The organism is Photobacterium aphoticum (genome assembly GCF_001029435.1).
Classification (GTDB): Bacteria; Pseudomonadota; Gammaproteobacteria; order Enterobacterales; family Vibrionaceae; genus Photobacterium; species Photobacterium aphoticum.
Genome location: NZ_LDOV01000030.1, coordinates 13,597 through 37,783 on the forward strand (window position 1 = coordinate 13,597; position 24,187 = coordinate 37,783).

The window sequence follows — 24,187 nt, forward strand, 5'->3', positions numbered from 1 at the left end:
TGATGAGTAGCGAAGCAGTGCTCTATAAACGGGAGCGGGTCTTTTCGGTCGTGATCCGCGTGTGTCACTGGTTGCGGGCATTGGCGATCACTGCATTGGTGATCACCGGGTTCTATATCTCGTGGCCGTTTCTTGTCGCACCGGAAAGCAGTGATGTGTTGGTGAATGGCTGGATCCGCTTTGCCCATGAAGTGTTTGGTTTCATGCTGGTGGCGATCACCATGGCGCGGGTGTACCTGTTCTTCTTTAGCCGCAGCAATGTGGAAAGACGCTCCATCAATGATGCCTTGAGCACCAAAAGCTGGCTGCAGCAAATCAAAGCCTATTTGTGGATGGGCAAACCGCCTCACCACGGCGCATACGGCCCGCTGCAGTTGGTGGTGTATGCCGGGATCTCAACCTTGGCGATCTTTATGTGCGTGACCGGTTTGATGCTGTATGACAACGTCTACCACGGCGGGCTGGCGGCGATGTTGTTGCCTGTTACCGATCAGTTGACGCAATGGATGGGCGGGTTAGCGAACGTGCGTTTGTGGCACCACTATGTGACATGGGCGTTTATCATTTTCGTCTTTATTCACATTTACATGGTGGTATGGACGGGGATCCGTTTCCGCAATGGCTCTGCCGATTCCATTCTGTCTGGTTACGACTACCAATCTGTCCGTAAGGATGATGCTGAATGAAGATATTGCTACTGGGAATTGGCAATGTCTTGTACGCCGACGAAGGGGTCGGCGTACATTTCGTCAATTACATCGCGGAAAACTACCGTTTCTCTCACCCTGAACACCAGATCGACACAATGGATGGCGGCACGTTGGCGCAGGGACTCACGCCCATTCTGGCCCGTTACGATCACCTGATCGTGGTGGATACCGTTAACGCCGCCGGTGCCAAGCCCGGTCAGGTGTATTACTTCAATTTCGACAATGCGCCACCGGAAATTGACTGGCAAGGCAGCGCCCATGAAGTGGAGATGCTGCAGACCCTGATCATGATGGAGATGGTGGGCGATCGGCCTGATACCTGGATCCTCGGCATGGTACCGACGGTGTTAGAGCCGATGCATCTTGGCCTGACAACGCAGATTCAGGCGGGGATCCCGCTCATGGAGCAAACCCTGCTCAACCATCTGCAAGGGCTGGGCATCACCTGTCAGCGGGTGGCGAATGTGGACATCACTACGCTGATCCCGGATTCATTTAAGGCCCATGCGTTCAAGCATGATTCTTCCTGTTGCGGTGAGGCATAAACCGTATGAAATTACTTCGATTTTCTTTTGCATGTTCACGCAAAGTGGCCGTGTATGCTCAGATGTGTAACCGCTACCTCGACTATGCACCCTTGTGGATCACGATCGGCTGGTGCAACGGCTGTTTCTTTCTGGAAGCGAAGGGCGAACAGGGGGAGCTGGAAACCTTGGCGGCTGCCATTGGTAAAGACTTTCTCTACTCGATTTGGATGACGGATGCCCGCATTGAGGCGGTCGATTCTCGCATCGGTGGACGGATCCCGCTCAAAACTCGCACTGTCATCGGCCCGTTTTGTCAGCATTGCCATCCTTTGTTTGCGGATAACCAGTCGCCGCAATTTGGCCAGACCGATTTAGCTTGTCCCGTGTGCCATGGTGAACAACATCCTTCGGCGGCGATTTCATTTGCGGACATTCAGGGGTTTGCGCAGCAGTTGCGTGAGCAAGGCGAGGTGACGCTGGCGGTTGGCGGGCATCGCACCACATTGCGTATGTTGCCGTTTACGGACGCGGCACCGCAACGGGCTCACGTGTTGGTGTGTAACCCGAACCGTTTGGCTGCCAATTTCTCGGCGGAACATCACCATGTGATGGCGCTCTCCAGCGTAGAAAAGCCGGTGGTGACGCTGTTTGCTAAACCGTCTTCTCTGCAGCATCCCATCACGCAGACCTTGTATGGGGTACGTTTTGCCTGGCACCGCGCACTTTCGGTGCTGGCTGAAATCCTGCGCCAGCAAGGGGTGGATTATTTGTTCTATCGCACCGATGCGCCGCAACTGTCGGTGGCGTGGGTCGCGAATCAATGGTCTGAATGCGACGTTGACGCAGCGGGTTCGGTACCTGCGCCATTTGCCGGATTGAAAGCGCCGTTACATGACAGCGCGACGGTGCGTGGTTTACAAGCCGATTGGCACAAAAATATTGTCACCTTTGCGTTGTCTGCGCCGTCTCGGGATACCTCGGATCGTACCACCCATGCGTTGTGTGCATTGCATGCGGGCAGCATTGAGTCTGACGTGTGGCGTCATCAGGCGGTGATTTATTTCAGCAATCAATCACCGGGTCAGCTGGTGGTACTGGATCCGCGTTTGAATCCGGAGGTGTTCTTCCGGTTGCGTCCACTGCCGCAAACCGGTCAGCAATGGTGGCAGGCACTGGAAACACAAGGTCGCCATGATTTTCTGAGCCGCTTCTCAGCTCGTTTCCCGGATGACACCGCGCAACTCGTAGGTATGCACTTCACTGGCCCGCGCGATAACCTGACCACTTTGTTTGCCGCGTGTGCTTGCGTGATGGGGCTGGCAACAACAGAGCAGTCTGTTCAGCAACTAGCCGATCGGGTTATTGCGGCGGCGATGTCTTTTCATGGCAAGAATGCCCATCGCATTGATATCGGTTTTGATGAAAGCCTTGATGATAATCAAGAATCTAACGTATCCATCAGCGGATTGGATTTTTATCAGACGCTAGCCAGTGTGATGGCGTTTCGTTTGGCGACCGATGGTGATGATGCGTCAGTGCCTAAGCTGGCGTTTGGCATCATGGATTCACTGGCGGATCACTTGGCGACCTGGATTGAACATCTGGATGGCAAACACGGCATTGAGCAAGTGGTGCTGGCGGGCAATGAAATGACCAATGAATGCTTGGCGCAACGCTTAGCCGTACGCGTTGGGAAAAACTTTCCGTTATTTGCCAACCGCCGTTTGGCACTGGATAGCAGCAATCTGAGTGTGGGCGCCTTGCTGTTGAAGCAGCGTCGAGGCCGAGGGTGGTGATGCCAGTGTCGGAGTGCAAAGCGAATAACGGGCTCATAGCAGACAAGGAGCTCAGAGCAGACAAGGAGCTCAGAGCAGACAAGATGTTCAGAGCATCTGACGAGTCTGAAGCCTGCCATTACCAACTCACCATTCAGGGCATTGTACAAGGGGTCGGCTTCCGACCTTTTGTCTACCGCAGTGCGATGGCGTTCGGTTTGAACGGTACGGTGTTGAACAATGCACAAGGGGTGACGGTGCATCTGCAAGGTGCGTTGGCGGCGGTGGATGCCTGTATGGCGGCGATCATTGCCAATCCGCCGCCACTGGCGCGAATCGACAGCCATGCCGTGACGGCACTGCCAATGGATCCACAATTGACGGACTTCCAAATTATCCGCAGTGAAGGTGGTGCGTCTGGAACAGCAGTATCAGATGTTCAATCCGGTGCATCCGTCGCCTTGTCGCCGGATATGGCGACGTGTCCGGATTGCCTGCAAGACATTGCCGATCCCGCCAGTCGCTTTTATCGTTATCCGTTTACCAACTGCACGAATTGTGGGCCGCGTTATTCCATCATTCGCCAACTCCCTTATGACCGTCAGGCCACGACCATGGCAGATTTTGCCATGTGCCCTGCTTGTGAACGTGCCTACCATGATCCGCTGGATCGCCGTTACCATGCGCAGCCTATCAGTTGTCCCGATTGTGGCCCGCAGCTGCGGTTGTTATCGCCGCAAGGGACAGAACTCGCTGCGCGAGAAGCCGCATTAACACAGGTGATCTCTGCGTTATCACAAGGCAAAATTCTTGCGGTAAAAGGGCTGGGGGGATTTCACCTGATGTGCGATGCCACCCATGCTACCGCTGTGCAATCACTGCGTGCGCGCAAGCACCGTCCGGCCAAGCCTTTTGCGGTGATGGTTAAGGACGAGGCGATGGCGCAAACGCTGGTCGAGGGAACGCCGGCAGCGTGGGATGCCCTGACAAGTCGCCAACGCCCGATTGTGCTGATGACAAAGCGTCAAGATCCGCAAAACAACATCGCAGAAGCTGTTGCCCCAGATCTAGATGCTTTAGGGGTGATGTTGCCTTATACGCCGTTGCATACCTTGTTGCTCGAATGCTTGGCGCGCCCGTTGGTGGCGACGTCGGCCAATATCAGTGGCGAGCCGATTTTAACGTCTGCGGAAGCCGTGATTGAGCACTTGGCGCATGTCGTGGATGGCATTTTGGATCATGACCGTCCTATCGCGCACCCGTGCGATGACAGTGTGGTACAGGTATGCAATGACCAGCCCATGCTGATGCGATTGGGGCGCGGTTATGCGCCGCTGACCTTGCCTTTGCCGGAGCCTGTTACGAGCTCAGATTCTCAAACAAGTTCTTGGACGGTTACCCGAACGAATTACCGTACCCTCCTTGCTGCCGGGGCGCAGCAGAAAAACAGCGTAGCTTTAGCGTTTGGTCAGCAAATGGTGGTGAGCCCGTATATTGGCGATTTGCATACCCTTGCCAGTGAGCAGCACTACCATCAAACCGTGACCTTTTTGCAGCAGTGTTATGGGTTAACGCCCACGCTGACGGTGTGTGATAAGCATCCGGATTATGCTTCAAGCCGGTTGGCTCCCGCTTTGGCTCAAGCTGCATGTTCGCCACAGCCTGCAGTGATCACCGTGCAGCACCATTACGCCCATATTCTGGCGCAAATGGCGATGCATCAACGCACGGCTCCGGTGCTGGGTTTTGCCTTTGATGGCACTGGCCTCGGGGATGACGACACCATTTGGGGCGCAGAAGCCATGGTGGCCGATATCCATGGTTACCAGCGTGTCGCCAGCCTTGCACCTTTTATGCTGATCGGTGGCGATAAGGCGGTACAGGATCCGACCCGTTTGCTGCTGGCATTACTGTTTGAACGATACAGTGTCGAGGCGATTGTCGCCATGCAATTAGAGGCGTTGGCAGAGGTCGATCCCCGTTGGATTCATAACCTGCATCGCCTGTGGGGAGCAAAAGCGGCTTGTGTGCCGTGTTCCTCGATGGGACGTTTGTTTGATGCCGTCGCTCGATTACTCGGTTTGGTCGGTAACGCGCCGTATGAAGGGGAAGCGGGCATGAAACTGGCTGACGCCGCGCAGCGAGATTGTATTCAACGGGATGCCGCGCAACGTCATAGCTCGCAACATCATAGCTCGCAACATCAAGATATGCAGGACGCGGTAAGCTTGGCCCCGACGTTGTCCTTCACGCTGCCACTCATAAAAATTGAGGGTAATGATTCCCTATGGGATACCCAGGCCTTGTTTGCGCAGATCGTCGAGGCAGTGATTGCATCACCACTGACACCTGAGCGTATTGGTGCGATTGCCTGGGGCTTTATCGCGGCATTAGCGGATGCCGTGCAGCAGTTCGCCGTCAGCCATTTCGCTGCTGAGCAAGACAGCACGCAAAACAGTACGCAAGGCTGTGTGCAAAACAGGGCTGATGCTCCTTCACCTTGTGTGGTGCTGTGCGGTGGGGTGTTTCAAAACACCGTACTCAATGCGCTGTGTCAGCAAAAGCTGAATGCTTGCGGTATGCAGGTGCTGTCCAGTACCGATCTTCCTGTTAACGATGCCAGCATTGCGCTGGGCCAACTGTGGTACGGCCTTCACCATGATCACGAATAATAATACGTCTCAGCGACAGGGGGCGTGTCGAGTACGCTTGTCAGCACTGTGTCTATCTCTGTTTATCGCCTTGCCGGTGGGGGCTGCGCCCTCGGTGTCTCGAGAGCCGATGTCTCAAGAGCCGGTGTATCAACAACCGGTGACGATTGCCTTGGGTGATGAGCCTACAGCAGGGTTTGATCCTATTTATGGCTGGGGGCGTTACAACAATCCCCTGATCCAATCCGCCTTGCTAAAACGCACGGGTGAAGGAGAAGTCGCCGGCGATCTCGCTCAGCATTGGACCTTATCGCCTGATCGCACGACGTGGACGGTGCGCCTGCAACCAGATCTGGTTGCAGGCGATGGCACTCCGCTGACGGCCAGTGATGTGGCGTTTACGTATCGCACGGCGAAATCCGTGGCTTCACTGTATGATCTGACCAACCTGGCCAAGGTGGATGTGCAGGATGCAGAGACCGTCATCTTTCACCTTAAGCAGCCTGACATTGGTTTTCTCGATACGCTGGCCTCACTGGGCATTGTGCCGCAGAACGCGTATGGCCCTGATTATGCCCAGCATCCGGTGGGTTCGGGGCCGTATCAGTTTGTGCGTTGGCAAAAAGGCCAATCGTTGGAATTGGTCGCCAACCCGCATTATCACGGCGAGAAGCCGCATCTTGCGCGTCTGATTATCGTGTTCAGCGATGAAGCCAGTCGCTATACCCAATTGTTATCGCACCAGATCGATTTAGCGGCGATCCCGCCCCAATATGCTTTAACACTGCCTGCGGCAATCAAACAGTGGCGTATCACCAGTGTTGATAATCGTGGTATTGCATGGCCGATGTTGCCGTTCGACGGGCACGACAAAGGCAATGATGTGACGTCAGACAAAGCGATTCGACAAGCCATCGATAGCACCATTGATCGTGAGTTGCTGGTGCATGCCTTGCTGGACGGTTACGCGCGCACTGCGTATTCCATTGCCGATGGCTTACCGTGGAGTATTGCCCCTGCTGACAAGGGCAAGCTGTCACCGACAGGGACGGTCAATCCAGAAGCCAAACAAGCAGCAATGCAAGCCGCTAAAGAAGCGCTCACGGCAGCTGGTTGGTTAGTGCAGGATGACGGGGTTCGTGCCAAAAATGGCGTGCGAGCGGCGTTCACACTGTATTACAAATCCGGTGACAGCATTCGTGAGCAACTGGCCCTGACGGTCGCACAAATGATCAAACCATTAGGGATTGTGGTGACTACCCAAGGCACCAGTTGGGAGCGTATTAGTCAGGTAATGCATCGCTCACCGGTGCTGTTCGGTTTTGGCGTATTGTCTCCGAGTGAAATGCGTTACACCTACCACAGCCAGTATCAAGGCGTGGATTTCTATAACAGTGGCTATTACGCCAACCCGATTGTGGATCGTGAATTAGATGCCGCGCAATCTGCGCCTTCGTGGTCACAGGCCATGATCCATTTTCGTCAGGCTCAGCAGCAGATATATCAGGATGTTCCTTGGACGTGGTTGGTGAATCTGACCCACGTGTATGCAGGTAATCCGTGTTTGGATTTGGGCAAACCGATGATGGAGCCGCATGCCCATGGCTGGCCGCTCACCAATAACATTACGGATTGGACGTGGCAATGCAAACGCTGATGCGCCTTGTTATCCGCCTCGTTGTGCGGCTGGGTGTGCAGTTGTTGCTGGTAGTGATCGTGGCGGTGAGTTTATTGCATTTCTCGCCTCTGGATCCGGTTACACAATACCTGAACGGTAACCTGTTTGCCGTTTCGGCCACGCAAAAGGCGGTGCTGGCGGTACAGTTGGGCGAGCAAGGTTCAGTGTGGGCATCCGTCTCACAATGGCTGGCCCATGTGGCGGTCGGTGACTGGGGGCAGTCGGTGCTCTATCGTCAACCGGTGTTAACCGTGTTGTGGGAGCGCGGGCAGATCTCTTTGTTATTGATGAGCATCAGTTGGTTGTTGGCCCTGTTTGTCGGTTATGGGCTGGGGCTGCTGGCGGGACTGTGTGCGAACCGTTGGCCGGATAGGGTGATCCGCACAACCGCTTGGGTGTTATCGGCGATGCCGCCGTTCTGGTTAGGTATGGTGCTGATTGCCGTGTTTGCCGTCAAATTGCCGTGGTTGCCTGCCTGTTGTGCCGCGCCTTATGGCGATGGCGTGTTCGAGCAGGGACTGAGCAGCTTGTTGCGGCATATGGTGTTGCCTATGACAACCTTGGTGCTGGTGTATATGGCGCCGTTGATATTGCATACCCGCGAAAAAGTGGTGGATGTACTGAGTGATGCGCCCGTGCAGTATGCGCAAATGCATGGACAAGGTGCCTGGGCGCGCGTGCGCTTTCATGTGGTGAAGAACAGTTTGGTGCCTGCACTGGTATTGCACTTGGCCAGCTTTGCGGAGCTGTTCAGTGGATCCATGCTGGCGGAAACCTTATTCAATTACCCAGGGCTGGGTCAAACCGTGGTGAAAGCCGGGTTAACCCATGATACGGCGTTGTTTCTGGGAGCCACGGTGCTCAGTGCGGTACTGGTGTTTGTGGGGAATGCATTGGCGTCGTTATGTGCCGATTGGCTGACGCCGGGGGTAAGACGATGAGCCGCCACATTCCTTGGTCAGCTTGGGGCATCGTTCTCTTGATGATGATCGCAGTGCTGTATCCCACGTCGGGGTTGGATCTCAATGTGCTGGCGCGTAATCTTCCCCCAAGTTGGGCTCATCCCTTCGGAACCGATTGGTTAGGACGGGATATGCTGACCCGCAGTCTGAAAGGGCTCTATCACAGTGTGACGTTGGCGGCGATTGCCGTATTGCTAAGCAGTGTGTTGGCGTTGTTGTTGGCCTTGGGATCGGCAGCAAATCGGTGGGTGCACCGTGGTGTGCGGATTGCCATTGATGTGTGCTTATCAGTACCGCATCTACTGTTGATGATTCTGCTGTCGCTGGCGTTCAGCGGTGTGACGATGAGTATGACAGTCGCGGCGGAGGCGAGTGGCAGCGCCGTAGGGATTGTTGCCGCCATTGCCTTGAGCCATTGGCCGCGTCTCACTCGCTTGCTGCTGTGTGATTTACAGACGGTAACCCATTCTCCGTATTTCCAACTGGCGCAGCAATTTGGGCATCGCCGGTTGCCGTTATTGTGGCGACATATCGTGCCTCATATTGCCCCACAGTGGTTAACGGGGATGTTGATCATGTTGCCGCAAGCCTTGTCACACATGGCGGGGCTGACCTTCTTGGGCTTTGGTTTTGATCCGGCCACTCCGGCAATCGGGGTGATTTTGTCACAAGCCAGTCAGTATTTGCTGGCCGGGGAGTGGTGGTTAGCCGTATTGCCCGGTGCCTTACTGGTGTTGAGCGTACTGTTATTGTCAGCGAGTGCCCAGCAAATCAGCGGTACGTTGCGCGGCAATGCCCCTGCACTGCTGTCGCGTTCAGGCGCTTAAGAGTAGTTAATTGAAGCAGTCAATAATGGCAGTTAATCGTGGTGGGAGAATTGTGGTCAATGCTGCTCAATGGTGAGAAAGGAATAAGTCATTAACGTGTTATCTATCAAGCAATTATCCGTAATATCGTCATCATGCGATGCAAGCCTGCTGCATCCCATCAGTTTTACCGTGCAGCGGGGAGAGATCGTCGGTGTGATAGGTGAAAGTGGCAGTGGCAAAAGTATATTGGCGCACGCGCTGTTGGGGCAGGTGCCCGCCGGGTTTTGTCGGCACGGTGAAGTAAATGCGACGGGGACGTTGGCATTGTCAGCTCAATCGGCCGCAGTGTTTGACCCGTTAAAAACCGTGGGGCAGCATTTGGCCCGATGGCGTGCCGATTTTGCCTATGCCTTATGGGGAGCCCATGTGTTACGGGAAGCTCATGCGAACCGTAACAGTGATATTGCTGAGAGTTATCGACATCAACTGTCTGGCGGCATGGCAAAACGGGCGTGTCTGGCGCAGGCGCAAGTGCAATCTCCTGCGTTTATTGTGGCGGATGAACCTTGTGCCGGACTGGATGAAGCACAAGCGGAGACGATGTATCGCCAACTGCGAGAAACCGTGCGCACCGAGCATCAGGGCATGGTGATCATCTCCCATAATTTGCGCCAGTTATTACGTTGGGCAGATCGCATTGTGGTGCTACGAGACGGGCGGTTGGTGGACGTCACCACACCGAGCGCGATGATGGATGGTCATTGCCATGCTTACAGCCAAGCGTTATGGCAGGCGTTGCCGGAAAATTGGGGGCATCCGCTATGTTGAGTTTGCAGCAGGGCGTGGTGGTTTATGAGTCAGACCGTCCATTTCGTTTTTTACCCAGCCGGCAATCAAAACGCGAACTGGCGTTATGTGACATCACTGTACAACGCGGCGAAGTGGTGGGGGTATTCGGCCCCAGTGGGTGCGGTAAATCAACCTTGGCAAAAGTGCTGGCCGGGATCCAGCCACTGCATCGTGGGACATTGTCTGTGCCAGTTCGCCCACAAGGACAAGCCAATCCGGTGCAATGGGTGGCCCAACAGCCAGAGTTTGCGTTTAATCCTTACCTGACGTTAGAGCAGTCATTACGGGAAAGTTGGCGTGAGACGGATTTCAGCGCCATGCTGGCAGATTTTCACATTCATCCCGCATGGTTAGCACGCCGCCCCTCACAGCTTTCCGGTGGGCAATTACAGCGATTGAATGTGGTGCGGGCGTTGATCCCATCGACGCAATTTTTGTTGTGTGATGAGATCTCCGCCCCGTTGGATCTGCTGACCCAGCAACAGCTGTGGCAGACTTTGCTACGTCATTGCAAGGCTCGCCATATCGGCGTGCTGGTCATTTCCCATGATCGCGCTTTGCTCAATCAGGTGTGTGATCGGCAAGTGCGGTGTGAGCCTTAAAACCGGCATTGAACCAGTTGATGGTTTCTGGCAGCACGCGCTCGTCTAACATGCTCGGCCCTGAAAACGCGCCCCAAACATGGTCGGTATTAAGTTCAACGTGTTTATTGTCGCCTTGGTGGTAGTGCATCCACGCATCGGTATTGACGACCAGATCATCCTGCGTGCCTTGAATCACCAGCAGCGGCCCCGGATAGTGGGCAATGGCACCAATCGGGTTCATGGTCAGCACTTCTTTAAAGAATTTGCCTTTCAGCGTGGTTTCATAACCCCACGGCGTGGTGGTCGTAAATGGGGTTTCGGCTGCACTTGCGCTGGCTTTCAGCACCAAGTCAGCCCCCATTAATTTGCCGTACGTCATGTAGGGGTGAGTCACCGGTGACCACAGAACGACCGCATCGAGATCCGGATTCAAATTGGCCACGTGGCTGGCGACAAGTCCACCTTGACTCCAACCGAGCAGACCCACTTTGTTGGGGTTAATTTGCGGTTGGTTTTTCAGCCATTGCAGTGCGCGCTGGGCATCTTCAATTTGGCGGGAAAAGGTGGTGTCAGCCCATTGCCCGTCGCTCTCGCCTGCGCCACGAAAGTCAATGCGCAGGCTTGCAATACCTTGCGAGGCCAATGTGCGTGCAGTACGGGTGTAGATCCCTTCGTCAGTGCCTTCAATCTGCAACTCGTCTTTTTGCCCCATAAACCCGTGCAGCATGAGGATCACAGGGGGTTGCGCGACATTATCCGGCACGTTCAGGGTGCCGACGACAGATTGGTCATCCACCGGAATCACCACTTTCGATTCTTTGGCATACAGAGAGGAAGAAAAAGAAAGCGCCATGAAAACAGCCATGTTCGTTAACGTGAAAGAGTGTCGTAAAGATTGCATAGTCATCACCATAAAAAACACACAAAGGTGCCATTGACGAAAGTGAGACACTTTCATCATCTGTTTAAATAAAAATAATTTCAAGAGTTATTGATGGTTGAATTTTACGTGCAGCGAAACGATGCCAATGAATATTGACATGCAAACAACAATAAAAATATAAGCAGTTATTTATTGATTAAATAATTGGTCGATAAACTTTCGGGTTTTTAATGGCACCACCACATTGTCCGGATACAGAATATATAGCGAGGTATCCCACGTATAATCCGATAAAAGACTGACTAATGTGCCTTGCTCCAAATAGGGTTGGGCAATAAAAGCTAACGAGGCGGTGATCCCTAATCCTCTTGCTGCAAACTCTGCCAGTTGGCGTTCACTGTGTGACTCAATGTACGAGTCGATATAAGGGGAGACGCTGTCATTGAGCTCGCCCTGTTCGTCGATAAACGTCCACTTTTTCTGTGTCAGGCAGTGGGCATAGTTCATACAGCGATGATTGACTAAGTCCTGAGGCGTCAGCGGTTCCCCGTGTAGAGCCAGGTAATCCGGTGAGGCAACGATGTACGTCTTCAGCGCTTTAACTTTGCGGCATTTGTAAGAGCTGTCACTGGGTTGGCCAATGTAAAATGCCACGTCAAATCCTTCACCGACTAAATCGCCAATGGCATTGTCGAAAACAATGTCGATATTGAGGTTTGGATACTGCATCATAACTTGGGTGATGACATCAGTCATAAACGCGTCATGTTCTAATACCGGTGGCATTTTTATTCTGAGTTTGCCGCGTACTTCGCCTTTTCTGTCATCAATATATTCATAGCAGTCGCTGATGCTATCGAATATTTTTGCACATTGCTCGTAAAGGTAACGCCCTTCATCGGTTAAATTAATGGTGCGGGTAGTACGTTGGATCAGCGTACAGTTCAGGCTTTCTTCCAATAATTTAATATGCTTACTGACGACGGACTTTGATATATACAGCTTGTCGGCCGCAATAGAAAAAGAACCGTATAAAATCACGTTATAAAATGTTCGTAGCAAATTTAAATTCAGTGAGTGCATACCGTTCTCCTTTGAGCGCTATATTAACCGTTTAGCGAGGGGAGTAAAGGGAGAACCCCACCGTTATTGTTGCTAAATCGGAAACAGACTTTTCTCACCGTATCGCTTGATGATATTTAATGTTGGCCTTGAGAATAAAGGAGTTGATAGTCTTACGATTACATTATCAACGTGAAAACGGTTGTGCGACCTAGAACGGTTTTTGAACGGCTCTATCATGTGTGCGTTGGTGCACATTGGTTTTTCATTGCTTTGTTCATCAATCAGAAAAAGAATCCGAGTAAATAATAGGTACTCGGATTTTTATTGATGCATGGTATTAACGCGTACGTGGAACATGTTTAACGGGTCCAAATTTATCGAAGATACACTTTTTAAATGTTCTATCGACAATTTGAGCGTTTGGGTGTTTTTTTAACACATCGGAAAATTTATGACCGGAATAATAGCCAATCCACTCCCCATCTCTTTTTACAGCTCGGTCATATGATAAGTTTCTTCCTGGGATATGTATTTCATAAGACATGATGCTAACCTTTTGATTTTTGTTCATTAAAGTTGTTGCTATCTTAGGGTGTAAAATGGATTTCTTAAACGAGAATCAATATTTTTTATGTGAAGTAATTCCATAGATGAGGAAAATCTTACAGCTGAGCTTTTGCGGTAAGTCTGTTGTTAAGTGGGAGTCGACTTTTATAGTTGCATGAAAAGGTTCTTCTGTACGGATGTGACGGGTTATGTTTTGCGCCTCACAATGACCTAACGATTGACACCGGGTCGTGTTTATTGGGATATTTCGTCGATTTTATAAAGTAGAGCAGTGGATTCAGGCGAAATGGCAGTAAAAAAGCAGATATTGGCACTATTGGCCTCTCTATCCTTGATGGGGTGTGTTTCTGACGATGGTTTACCGAGCGATTTATCGGAAAGCCTATCCGCACCGTTTACCAATGACTTAACCATGACCAAATTGATGCGCAAGGATGGGACGAAAATTGTAATGAGTTCAATCGGGTGTTTTAGCTCAAATGCCAACGTCATTGAAATCCGTGATAACGTCATGCACGTTAGCCGCTTAGGTGATGCACGACGCACCTATGCCTCTAGCATCAATAATGGCGTGTACATCGGCGCAATTGCTTTGGACGATGAAAAAGTGGCAGCGTTAGATCAGGCTTTGCAACAGTACGCGCCAATTGAGACGCATTGTTCAACGACCACCCAAATGGTGGAGGTTTACTGGACGGACTTTTGGGGCATGCCGATGTATCAAAAGATGTATAAAGACGACTGCAACCTTCAGTCGCGTCCCAAGTACACCTTTCAATCTGTGATTAATGAGGCCATGAAGGCACCCGCTTCAGACTGAACGTCTCGTTCAACGTCGTAAACAAGCGCGCAGATTCTGATGACGATTCGCGTTATCTTCCTCTAACACATAGACTGTAGGGTATGCGTAATTTCATCCTCTCTACAGTCGTGTCAGCGTGTGTTTTATCGTTGTCACTGGGCTGCAACAGCGAAGAATCGCCGGTTAATGAGGGCGGTGGCACGGCTCCGCCTGAGACCGTGGACACGCCGCCCGACACATCGTTGCCAGATACCGGTGCGGTTGATCCCATTAGCATTGATCCCGAGAGTCTTTCCCCGATCACCACAGGCAATTGGTACCGCCCCGCCGTGATGACCACCTGGCAGTGGCAGCTCAACGGTACGGTGAATACCACCTATGACGTTGCCATGTATGACATTGATTTATTTGATTCATCAGAAACGCTGATTCAGGACTTACAGGCGAAAGACATTAAGGTGATTTGCTACTTTTCAGCAGGATCGTATGAAGAATGGCGCCCGGATGCGACCGCGTTTGAATCGGCAGAGCTGGGTAATGCACTAGATGGCTGGCCGGGGGAACGCTGGTTAGATATTCGCTCCTCCAATGTGTTACTGATCATGAAAGAGCGGTTAGATTTGGCGGTGCAAAAAGGGTGTGATGGTGTCGAGCCGGATAACGTGGATGGATACAAAAATAACACCGGCTTTGATTTAACGGCTGACGATCAGCTGACGTTTAACCGCTTACTGGCCAATGAAGCCCATGCCCGTAATTTGTCCATTGGCTTGAAAAACAACGTTGAACAAGTGCCTGAGTTAGTCACGTATTTTGACTTTGCCGTGAATGAGCAATGTTTTGAATTTAATGAGTGTCAGCAATTGGCACCGTTTATTGAGCAAGGCAAAGCGGTGTTCAATGTGGAATACGAGCAAAAGTATCAACAAAATACGGCAGACAAAGAGGCCTTGTGTGCCCGTTCGCGGGAGATGCAGTTCAGTACGCTGATTTTACCGCTGGATTTGAATGATACCTTTCGATTGAGTTGCTTGTGAGTGTGCTGCTTGCACTTAGTCAGTAGCACATAACGCATCGCATTCCCCCTCGCATTGAGGCAAAAGTTGCAAACCGCCATACCCTGTGCCAGCTTTACTATTGAGTTTGTTCATCAGTAACGCGCTGATGGAACGCTCATTTCTACCCCCCACAATCTCGCATTCGCCAAGCCCTGCGCTTGTGCCAGTTTGCCGCAAACGGAGGAGCCGCAATGATGATGCAGATTATCTATCTTGAACCGCACTCCGGCCTTGTGACAGGTTGCAATCCAACCTTTATGTCTCCGCACGCGTAATCCCCTTCAATTTTTCATATCTGTTTGATTTTCACTTGTGGGCGCATGGCCTGCTATTTTCCTGATCACATTACAGGTGTGTTATGGCCGAAAACTGCTTTTGGCGGCAGTGTATTGATGACGCAATATCCTTGCGCCGCCAGCTTCATCAACAACCCGAATTGAGTTGGCAGGAAATCCAGACCGCTCAGCGTATTCGTGACGCGTTGACCGCATTGGGCATTGAGTGGCGAGCCTGTGCCGAGCTGGGCACCGTGGCGACGCTGGCTGCAGAGCGTCGCGGTAAACATATTATGTTGCGTGCTGACATGGATGCGCTGCCCATTCATGAGCAGTCAGGTGTGGCATGGTGCTCGGCTCATGATGGCGTGATGCATGCCTGTGGACACGATGGTCACACCGCCGTGTTATTGGGGGCGGCACAATGGCTTAAAGCTCATGAAAATCAGTTAGCGCATCCGGTGAGTTTGATTTTTCAGCCCGCAGAAGAAGGGGGGCATGGTGCGAGGGCGATGATCAATGACGGGGCGTTAGACGGCATCGATGAAATTTACGGTTGGCACAACTGGCCAGCCATTCCGTTGGGTCAGTGTTTTTGTCCAACCGGGACGGTGATGGCGGGCAATGCGACCTTTGGCATTGTGCTCACGGGTGTCGGCGGGCATGCCAGTCAGCCCGATCTCTGCCGTGATCCCGTATTGGCCGCAGCGGCGGTGACCCTGAACCTGCAACAAATTATCGCCCGCCGTTTACCCCCCCAGACCGCTGCGGTGGTCAGTGTCACGTCGATTGACGCTGTCAGTGGTGCAACCACGATTCCTGCTTGTGCCACAGTAGGCGGTTCGATCCGCGTTTCGCGGGCAGAAGATGCCAGTGTGATTGGCGCGCTGATCACGCAAATCAGTCAGGACACAGCGGCCAGTTACGGGGTGCAGTGTCAGGTAACGCATCATCCCCGCTATCAGCCGACGGTGAATCACCCCGAGCAAGCCGATATAGCGAGGCAGTGTTGGTTAGATGCTTTTAGCGGACAGGATTGGAAGGCATACCGTTTAGATGAGCAATCCGCCGCGCCGATCATGGCCTCGGAAGATTTTAGCTATTACCTCAACGCCATACCGGGGGCGTTTGCCCTGATAGGCGCTGGCCGTGAAGCCTTTTGCGCGCCGCCCCCTTGTCACAGTCCCTATTACGATTTTAACGATCAATTGATTGAACCTGTGATCCGCTGGTTTTCCCAATTGTGTGGATTGCCAGTCCCTGCTCAAGACTCTGAACAATCCCCTGAACAAGACCTTGAACAGCACCCAGGGCAACGCGTTAGCCATAACGTGATGGCCCGATCTTTTGATCCGAACGCCGACACATAAGGAGCCGGACGATGAGTATTTTTGAGCAACGTGAATCCAATTTACGCGGCTATTGCCGTATTTATCCCACCGTCTTTGATAAGGCGTATAACGCGATCCAAACCGATGAAAATGGCCGCGATTATATCGACTTTTTTGCCGGGGCGGGGGTGTTGAATTTTGGCCATAACAATAAGCTGATGACGGAAGCCGCCATTCACTACATACAGCAAAACGGTGTCTTGCACAGCCTAGACATGAGCACCCGTATTAAGCGTGAATTTATGCAAAAGTTTGTCGATGTGGTGCTTAACCCCCGCAATATGCCGCACAAAATGCAGTTTGTCGGGCCGACCGGTACCAATGCGGTGGAGGCGGCATTGAAGCTGGCAAGGCGGGTGACGGGGCGGCAAACCGTGGTGGCGTTTAATCATGCGTTTCATGGCATGACGTTGGGCTCGCTGGCCGCGACAGCGAACAACTATTTCCGGGGGGCGGCGGGAGTACCGCTTAACCATGTTCAGCACGTCCCGTTTGGATCAGAAGTGGAGAATCAACGGCCACAAGACGGGCAGATTGACGCCCATGTCGCGTTAGCGCAATTGGCGGCGCAGTACCGTGATTCGTCATCCGGCATTGAACCGCCTGCCGCCTTTTTGGTGGAAGTGGTACAGGCCGAAGGGGGCGTGTATGTGGCGGATAAAACCTGGTTACACAATCTCGCAGCCTTAGCCAAAGACGTTGGCGCCTTACTGATTGTGGATGACATTCAGGCGGGCATGGGGCGCACCGGTTCTTTTTTCAGTTTTGATGATTACGGTATTGATCCGGACATCGTTTGTTTAGCGAAAGGTTTGGGTGGCTTAGGTACCCCCATTGCCATGAATTTGGTGAAACCGGAATGGGATGATCATTGGCACCCCGGCGAGCATACCGGCACGTTCCGAGGGCAGAGTCTGTCTTTCATTGGTGGGGCGCAGGCGCTGCGCTATTTCGAAGATGATGCCTTTATGGGGGAGGTGCAACGCAAAGCCAGCATGATGCATCACTACCTGACTGCTCTACGCCGTTATCCGCAGATAGAGGTGCGGGGCAAAGGCATGATGATTGGTATTGATGTGAAAGACGGGGATGTGGCCAAACAGGTGGTCAGTGATTGTTTCCAACAAGGCTTGCTGCTGGGCGCTTGTGGTACCGGCGGGCAGGTGATCAAGTTGATCCCGCCGCTCACCATTGAGGATGTGTACCTGGCAAAAGGGCTGAATATTGTCGTCGCAGCGATCGAACACGCTTTGGCTAACGCAAAGATTAGCGCAGACACTGGCGCAGAGGCAGACACTGACACGGAAACGCTTCGGGAGGCCAAATGAAAAACAGAGAAGACATGACCTTCGCGCCCGAAGAATACCAAGCGCGATTGGCCGCACTAAGAGCTCGGATTGAAGAGCGGTGTTTGGATGCTGTTGTGATCACCGATCCGGAAAACATCCTCTACCTCACGGATTATCAGACGACGGGGTATTCGTTCTTTCAGGCTTTGATCGTCCCGCTCGATCAAGAGCCTATTATGATCACCCGGGCGATGGAAGAATCCAATGTGATTGAACGCACTTGGGTGGAACACAGTCGGCCGTATCCGGATACCGGCGATGCGATTCAGATGCTGGTGGAAACCCTGCGCGAATTTAACCTCAGTAACAAGCGCATCGGCTATGAGCGTAACAGTTACTTTTTCCCCGCTTATCAGCAGGACTTCATTCATACCACGTTAACGGAAGGTAAACTGCTCGACTGCTTCGGCATTGTGGAAGAAGGGCGCATTTGTAAATCGCCAGCGGAAATCGCCCTGATGAAAAGAGCCGCGTTAGCCACCGAAGCGGGGATGCAGGCGGGATTGGAAGCTGCCGTTGCGGGCGTGAGTGAAAATGATATCGGTGCGGCCATCAGCGCAGCGATGTTCAAAGCCGGTGGCGAGCCGCCCGCCGTGATGCCGTATGTGACATCCGGGCCTCGCTCGATGATTGGCCATGCCACGTGGGAAGGGCGCATAGTCGGCCCTGATGAGCATGTGTTTCTGGAAGTGGGGGGCTGCTACCGGCGTTATCATACCGCGATGATGCGTACGGCGATCAATGGTCCGCTGACCGATTCTATGTACAAAGCGCAAGAGCTGATGAAAATGGCATTAGATACCCTGCATGGTTACGTGCAACCGGGCATGACCGTTTCGGATGTGGACAACTTGGTGCGCAATATCATTTCCCATAACGATGTGGGTGCACGGCTGATCACCCGTTCAGGGTATTCCATTGGGATTGCTTTTCCGCCCAGTTGGGATGAGGGCTATATCTGCAGCCTGAAACAAGGGGATTCCACCATTTTAAGGCAGGGGATGACCTTCCATATTATCCCGTGGATGTGGGGCGTGGATGGCAATAAGACCTGCGGAATTTCGGACACCATCTATGTGACCGATACGGGCATTGAGTCCTTTTTCACGCTCGACAAAGACTTTGTTGTGCATGACACGCCGAGCCAATCTGCTCAACCGCACTCCTCTAAGGCCAGACAACAAGCCAAGCAACAAATAAGGCAGCAGACAAAGCAACGAGCCACTACGGATCTGAATATCGTCAATGTGCAGGAGGCCAAAGATGCTTAATCCGATTAGTCCCGCCACCGGGCAACCTCTACAAAGCTATGCCACGCTGACTCGAGAGGAGATGGCAGCGCAGATCACCTTGGCACATCAGGCGTATTCACCGTGGCGAACGTGCAGTCTGGATGCGCGCGCCAGTGTCCTCAAGCGGGTCGCCGCCCAACTGCGGGCTGAGAAAGCCACATTGGCCCAACTCATGACCGATGAAATGGGCAAACCGGTCAAAGAAGCCGGGCCGGAAGTGGAAAAAGCCGCATGGTGTTGCGATCACTATGCCGAGTATGCGGCGACGTATTTACAGGATGATCAGGTAGAGAGCGATGCGGGCAACAGTTATGTCCATTACCAGCCGTTGGGGGTGTTGTTAGGCGTATTACCCTGGAATGCGCCACTGTGGATAGCGTTTCGCTTTCTCGCGCCGGCACTCATGGCGGGGAACACTTGTGTGATGAAGCATGATCCGCACGTGCCCGGTTGCGCGCAGGCCATTGCACAGATCTTTAGTAACGCCGGCGCGCCAGAGAATATCGTGGTGAACCTGCCCATTGAAAATGCATTGGTCAGTGAGGCCATTGCCCATCCGCACGTTCAGGCGGTGTCGTTTACCGGTTCGGCCAAAGCGGGCGGCATTGTCGCGGCCATGGCAGCAGCGCACATCAAGCATGCCGTGCTGGAGCTGGGCGGCTCTGATCCGTGTATCGTACTGGCCGATGCGGATCAGGAGATAGCTGCCGATGTGGCGGTGTTATCACGCATCATCAATGCAGGCCAATCTTGTATCGCCGCGAAACGGATTTTGGTGGAACAACCTATCTATGACGCCTTTGTCGACAAGTTAACTCAGCGTTTAGCCAAGCTGAAAGTTGGGGACCCTAATGATCCCGCCACCGACATCGGCCCCATTGCCCGTGAAGATTTGCGCACCCATTTACATCGCCAAGTCACAGAGAGCGTTATGCAGGGGGCGACCTGCGTGCTCGGCGGTGAGCTGCCAAGTGGTGACGGTTTTTACTATCCGGTGACCTTGCTGACAGATGCACAGCCAGCGATGACCGCCATGCAGGAAGAAGTGTTTGGCCCGGTGATGGTCGTGTGTCCGGTACGTGATGCCGAGCACGCCTTACAGGTCGCCAATGCCAGTGAATACGGATTAGGCGCCGGTGTGTGGACCCGTGACAGTGCGACCGCGCTGCATTTGGCGAAGCAGTTAGAAACCGGTCAGGTGGCGATCAATGGTATTGTGAAAACCGACCCACGATTGCCGAGCGGCGGGATCAAAAAATCCGGTTACGGTCGTGAATTAGGCGAGCAAGGGATCAAGGCTTTTATTAATGCCAAGCAGATTTGGGTGAGATGAGCAAAGAGGTAGGTTAACGCCCCTCTCATTTCATGTGGAGATAACAGTGAGATTCACAACATGAGAGGGATCTACCCCAACTTTTCTATCATGCCGTGAAGAATGCGATACGTCTGGATGCATTGCCGCTCTATAGTGATTAACAAAATAGCGACATGGTGTGGCTTGCAAGGTGTTAAGCATTATTCAGGGAGAATACGGATGGAAAAGCAGGATTATGATTTCACATTAATTGCCCCTCTCGATACGTTAACGGGCGTGGATATGCTGAGCCTTGCCAGTCGCAGTCAATGGCGTATCCAACTGTTGGGTATTAAAGGGGGATGGAATGCCAATTTGGATGTCGCCTCTCTGTATTGCGTCCCAGAAAGCGTGCTGCAGACGTTCGAAGAACAGCGTCAACAGGGAATGGCTGATTACAGTGCGATCGCTCAGGCGGCAATCCAAGAGGCCACCCCAAAAGCCAATGTGATTATTCTGGGGAATGTTTTTACACAGGTATTGCCTTTGTTGTGGGAACAAGCTGGAAAAACCTTGGTCCGGCTGAATAAAGCGCCTACTCAAACCGCGATTCAGGCGTTAAGTGAATGGTTGAGTGAGCCATTGTCGGAACTGGAATTGGCTCATGCCACGTTCGAACGTGATTATATTCCAGGCTTAGCCAGAGAAGGCATTCCTTTAGTCGCGACGGAAGAGGCGAGAGAAAAACCTTTGGCATCGGCGGTGAATACCACGGCGATTTCCTTAACGGATATTCTTCAGCGCAGTTGGCAGTTAGAGCGGGGCGTCTGCCATTGTGATGAGCTTATTGATTTTTCGCGGTTTGAAGCCATCGACCTTGATGATATTAGATTGTATTTGGTGGATGAAAATGCACTCGACAGTCATGATGATTACACTTGCTTGAAGCAAACCTTCCTTGACCGTCTGCATTTATTTCATGCAAACGAGAAAAAGGATGGACAAGCCGCGTATCAAGGCGCAGCGTCTAGACACTCGCCGTTTAAGTTAAAAACCGCCATGGTGTTGTTTTGTAAAGCGGGAGCCGATACCTCATCTTCTCTTTCTGATCATGTTGAGCAGCTATCCCGGGTTGAACTGATAGAATTTGTCACCAGCCAAAATGAACAAGAAGCGATAGCGGCTTTAGCGAATGATACTGCGTTAGAAGGCTTGGCCGAAACGACGATCGTTTCCGGTCAATTCAGCCATTATTTCCGGGCCCAAATTCGACAACGTTCGGTGAATGACACCCGTAATGTGATAGACACGATCGTCGACAACCTGCTGGGATTAAGTTTGAAAGGAGGGCGTCCATTACGTCATTATGGCTGTACCTTCTTTTTACCGTTCAGATTAAAGCATCGCGACAATACTTTCCTGCAACAATTAGATGACAGCAAACAGTGGCATTACAGTAAAACCGTATTGGCCAATGACGTATTTAGTACGGCTTCGCAATCAATGGGCAGTGCTGTCGCTGGTTTTTCTGATAATGAAAATGAGGGATGGAACCGGGTCGCCAATGACCGGGATGCTTATTTGTATTTCCAACCTGTGATTCGTCATCGTTTTTTTAATCTCGATGAAAATAGCTTGCCTTATCACTGTGAGGAAGAAAAAACACCGGAGTCATCCATGAGGGTATGGCGTTTGCTATCGCGTGATGATGAAGAAACGTTACATGCCAGTACGGGGTTACAGTGGGTACTTAAGGAAACCAAGGCATGGGACTTAACGAAGCCTGTTACGGTGTCGGGTAACATTGATAACCTTCATCTTTACCACTTCTATAATGATGTATATATCTTTGCGGTGCAGGTGCATGAACGCTTCTTTGACGGAAACAGTTCTTTTGCTCGGGAAGACAGCGGTTGGTGGCATGATTGTTTCAGATATCTTGGTGATAAAAATAACCTCAAGCATAAAGAGCATGTTTACTCGATTCGACGCGCCATGCTGGCCCCATGGCTAAATTACACCGATAAAATGCGCCAGTTATTCCCATCATTTGCACCACGTCAACAAGATAATGACGTGACGGTGGAATTTGCGTTGCAAAAAGCCGGAGCAACCCCTGACTATACGTCTCGAATCAATAATTACCAGCAACTGAAAGAGGATAAATATACGCTGCCAGAAGATGTCAGCAATATGATGAAATGTTTGTTTACAGGGAATGACACTCCCGAGTTTAAACCATTTATTGATAATCGCATGTTTGTTAATGTCAGCTACGGTTTGGCCGGAAACCCGATGATCAATACCAGCAGTTCGGCTAAATATGAAATGCTCTTTTCCTTAGCCGCTTATGTAGATCCGATGTTTAAAGGCTTTGATCGCCTAGAGGGCTATGCATATGATCGACACTTTGTGACTAACTTGTTGGACAAAGAGCAATACGGCCGCTGGAACGAACTGGGTTCTCGGTTTGCGTATACGGATTATTCAAATGTGTACATGGGGTTCCATAATGAATACAACCATAAAATTGGTCCCTGCCATGTGTTTTCTGTTTACCAAAACATGCTGTTGTTGGGCTTGTTTAATCGCGAAACCTTACACGATTTCAGCGAACGGGTGAGTGAAATATCTAAAACATTAGAAAAAGAAAATGCCAAGCAGTTTAACCAAATAAAGTCTGATTTTGTCACCTTTACCAATGTCTCTTGGTTTAAAGAAGTGTCGTCGCAAATTCAAGGGAAAGAAATTTACCAAAAGATTACGGCGGGGTTGAAACTAGAAGATGAATATACGTTTATTGAAAAAGAAGTAGATGCAGCCGATGGGCATTATAACGGGAACATAATGTCAAGGTTATCAACAGCAGCTGCAATATTAGCAATAGCCATGTTGTTTGCAGAGGCATTAAAAGCCACATTCTATGGTCTGCATATTGGGGTTAATATTGCTTTGTCAGTGGTGTTTTTGGTTTTGACAATTAAAGTAATGAATTACCTTGGTATGAAAGATGAGATTATTGCTTTAGTTATGAATAGAATTGAATCTATGCATGAAACAATTAAGGAAAATCATGTGTTAAATAAAATCAAAAAGACAGTGACAAATGGGGAAGCATCGAACAGTGACCCTTCCTTAATTGTGAAGAATAAAATGAAAGCAGAAGACTTTCCTTCTGAGTCTCCACATAGAGAAGAAACACCACCTCGAAAAGAAAAAGATCACGTATAACTGAATAGCATTATTGATATGGATTGAGGCCACCTTGCAAGGTGGCCTTTTTTTGTCTCTATCTTATCGACACACCGTATGTCATTGGCGGGTGAATGTGTGATTGTTCCCGTGCGTTTGCCAACGGCCTAAACGGCCAAGCGCACTGAAAGGAATAACAAATTATTTTTTAAGTTAGCAGGTAATGTTTCAACGGCCTAAACGGCCAAGTGCACTGAAAGCTAAAGTCTGTTTTTGATGGCGTGGGGTATTAGTTTCAACGGCCTAAACGGCCAAGAGCACTGAAAGAAAACAACATCGACAGCGGAATGTTTGAGTATGCAAAGTTTCAACGGCCTAAACGGCCAAGTGCACTGAAAGATAATGACTGTTAAGTTAGTCGTAAACCAAGCGGTAAGTTTCAACGGCCTAAACGGCCAAGTGCACTGAAAGAGG

General features: G+C 51.4%; 19 protein-coding genes and 1 CRISPR repeat array (1 of these 20 cut by a window edge). Of the genes, 16 read left to right on the top strand and 3 right to left on the bottom strand.

Annotation, left to right across the window (positions count from 1 at the left end; translation table 11 throughout):
- The first annotated feature begins 2 nt into the window (after positions 1–2).
- The 9 genes from cybH to ABT58_RS16715 all read left to right on the top strand — a co-directional run bounded on the left by cybH (position 3) and on the right by ABT58_RS16715 (position 10,563).
- Complete coding sequence (cybH, locus tag ABT58_RS16675; RefSeq protein WP_047875577.1) at positions 3–686, top strand: Ni/Fe-hydrogenase, b-type cytochrome subunit; 684 nt, start codon at positions 3–5, stop codon at positions 684–686.
- Positions 683–1,255: a HyaD/HybD family hydrogenase maturation endopeptidase gene (locus ABT58_RS16680; RefSeq protein WP_047875578.1), complete on the top strand. Its 573-nt coding sequence runs from the start codon at positions 683–685 to the stop codon at positions 1,253–1,255. The genes cybH and ABT58_RS16680 overlap by 4 nt, the downstream gene beginning before the upstream one ends.
- 5 nt (positions 1,256–1,260) lie before the next feature.
- Entirely contained in the window at positions 1,261–3,033 is a 1,773-nt protein-coding gene (locus tag ABT58_RS16685; RefSeq protein WP_047875579.1) for a Kae1-like domain-containing protein, read from the top strand.
- An 83-nt stretch (positions 3,034–3,116) separates the two neighbouring features.
- Positions 3,117–5,684, top strand: coding sequence for a carbamoyltransferase HypF (gene hypF, locus ABT58_RS16690; RefSeq protein WP_047875580.1), 2,568 nt, complete (start codon positions 3,117–3,119; stop codon positions 5,682–5,684).
- Positions 5,671–7,320, top strand: a complete 1,650-nt coding sequence (locus tag ABT58_RS16695) for an ABC transporter substrate-binding protein (RefSeq protein ID WP_082211143.1) — start codon at positions 5,671–5,673, stop codon at positions 7,318–7,320. The genes hypF and ABT58_RS16695 overlap by 14 nt, the downstream gene beginning before the upstream one ends.
- Positions 7,308–8,282 carry an ABC transporter permease gene (locus tag ABT58_RS16700; RefSeq protein WP_047875582.1) on the top strand — a complete coding sequence of 325 codons (975 nt, stop codon included), beginning with the start codon at positions 7,308–7,310 and terminating at the stop codon, positions 8,280–8,282. Before ABT58_RS16695 ends, ABT58_RS16700 begins: the two co-directional genes overlap by 13 nt.
- Entirely contained in the window at positions 8,279–9,130 is an 852-nt protein-coding gene (locus ABT58_RS16705) for an ABC transporter permease (RefSeq protein WP_047875583.1), read from the top strand. Before ABT58_RS16700 ends, ABT58_RS16705 begins: the two co-directional genes overlap by 4 nt.
- Before the next feature lie 96 nt (positions 9,131–9,226).
- Positions 9,227–9,940 (top strand): ATP-binding cassette domain-containing protein, encoded by a 714-nt coding sequence (locus ABT58_RS16710; protein WP_047875584.1) that lies wholly within the window; start codon positions 9,227–9,229, stop codon positions 9,938–9,940.
- Positions 9,934–10,563 carry an ATP-binding cassette domain-containing protein gene (locus tag ABT58_RS16715; protein ID WP_082211132.1) on the top strand — a complete coding sequence of 210 codons (630 nt, stop codon included), beginning with the start codon at positions 9,934–9,936 and terminating at the stop codon, positions 10,561–10,563. The genes ABT58_RS16710 and ABT58_RS16715 overlap by 7 nt, the downstream gene beginning before the upstream one ends.
- Here ABT58_RS16715 and ABT58_RS16720 read toward each other — a convergent pair.
- The 3 genes from ABT58_RS16720 to ABT58_RS24110 form a co-directional block, all read right to left on the bottom strand.
- Entirely contained in the window at positions 10,523–11,446 is a 924-nt protein-coding gene (locus ABT58_RS16720; RefSeq protein ID WP_158261750.1) for an alpha/beta hydrolase family protein, read from the bottom strand. The two genes, ABT58_RS16715 and ABT58_RS16720, sit on opposite strands and share 41 nt — an antisense overlap.
- A 171-nt stretch (positions 11,447–11,617) precedes the next feature.
- Positions 11,618–12,511 (bottom strand): LysR family transcriptional regulator, encoded by an 894-nt coding sequence (locus ABT58_RS16725; RefSeq protein WP_047875585.1) that lies wholly within the window; start codon positions 12,509–12,511, stop codon positions 11,618–11,620.
- 319 nt (positions 12,512–12,830) lie between these two features.
- Positions 12,831–13,037, bottom strand: coding sequence for a hypothetical protein (locus ABT58_RS24110; protein ID WP_146147296.1), 207 nt, complete (start codon positions 13,035–13,037; stop codon positions 12,831–12,833).
- Between the two features lie 309 nt (positions 13,038–13,346).
- On the opposite strand from ABT58_RS24110, the gene ABT58_RS16730 reads away from it, so the two are divergent.
- The 7 genes from ABT58_RS16730 to ABT58_RS16760 all read left to right on the top strand — a co-directional run bounded on the left by ABT58_RS16730 (position 13,347) and on the right by ABT58_RS16760 (position 23,752).
- Positions 13,347–13,880, top strand: a complete 534-nt coding sequence (locus ABT58_RS16730; protein WP_146147297.1) for a hypothetical protein — start codon at positions 13,347–13,349, stop codon at positions 13,878–13,880.
- An 83-nt stretch (positions 13,881–13,963) separates the two neighbouring features.
- Positions 13,964–14,899 carry an endo alpha-1,4 polygalactosaminidase gene (locus tag ABT58_RS16735; RefSeq protein WP_082211133.1) on the top strand — a complete coding sequence of 312 codons (936 nt, stop codon included), beginning with the start codon at positions 13,964–13,966 and terminating at the stop codon, positions 14,897–14,899.
- 379 nt (positions 14,900–15,278) lie between these two features.
- On the top strand, positions 15,279–16,565 hold the full coding sequence (doeB2, locus tag ABT58_RS16740; RefSeq protein ID WP_082211134.1) for a N(2)-acetyl-L-2,4-diaminobutanoate deacetylase DoeB2: 1,287 nt from the start codon (positions 15,279–15,281) through the stop codon (positions 16,563–16,565).
- An 11-nt stretch (positions 16,566–16,576) separates the two neighbouring features.
- A complete protein-coding gene (locus ABT58_RS16745; protein WP_082211135.1) occupies positions 16,577–17,914 on the top strand; it encodes an aspartate aminotransferase family protein in 1,338 nt (445 codons plus the stop codon).
- A complete protein-coding gene (doeA, locus tag ABT58_RS16750; protein WP_047875587.1) occupies positions 17,911–19,206 on the top strand; it encodes an ectoine hydrolase in 1,296 nt (431 codons plus the stop codon). The genes ABT58_RS16745 and doeA overlap by 4 nt, the downstream gene beginning before the upstream one ends.
- The gene (locus tag ABT58_RS16755; RefSeq protein ID WP_047875588.1) at positions 19,199–20,560 is read left to right on the top strand and encodes an NAD-dependent succinate-semialdehyde dehydrogenase; all 1,362 of its coding nucleotides are present in this window, start codon (positions 19,199–19,201) and stop codon (positions 20,558–20,560) included. Before doeA ends, ABT58_RS16755 begins: the two co-directional genes overlap by 8 nt.
- A 201-nt stretch (positions 20,561–20,761) precedes the next feature.
- The gene (locus ABT58_RS16760; RefSeq protein WP_047875589.1) at positions 20,762–23,752 is read left to right on the top strand and encodes a hypothetical protein; all 2,991 of its coding nucleotides are present in this window, start codon (positions 20,762–20,764) and stop codon (positions 23,750–23,752) included.
- A gap of 117 nt (positions 23,753–23,869) precedes the next feature.
- Positions 23,870–24,187: direct repeats of the CRISPR family, unit length 35 nt (it continues 69 nt past the right edge of the window).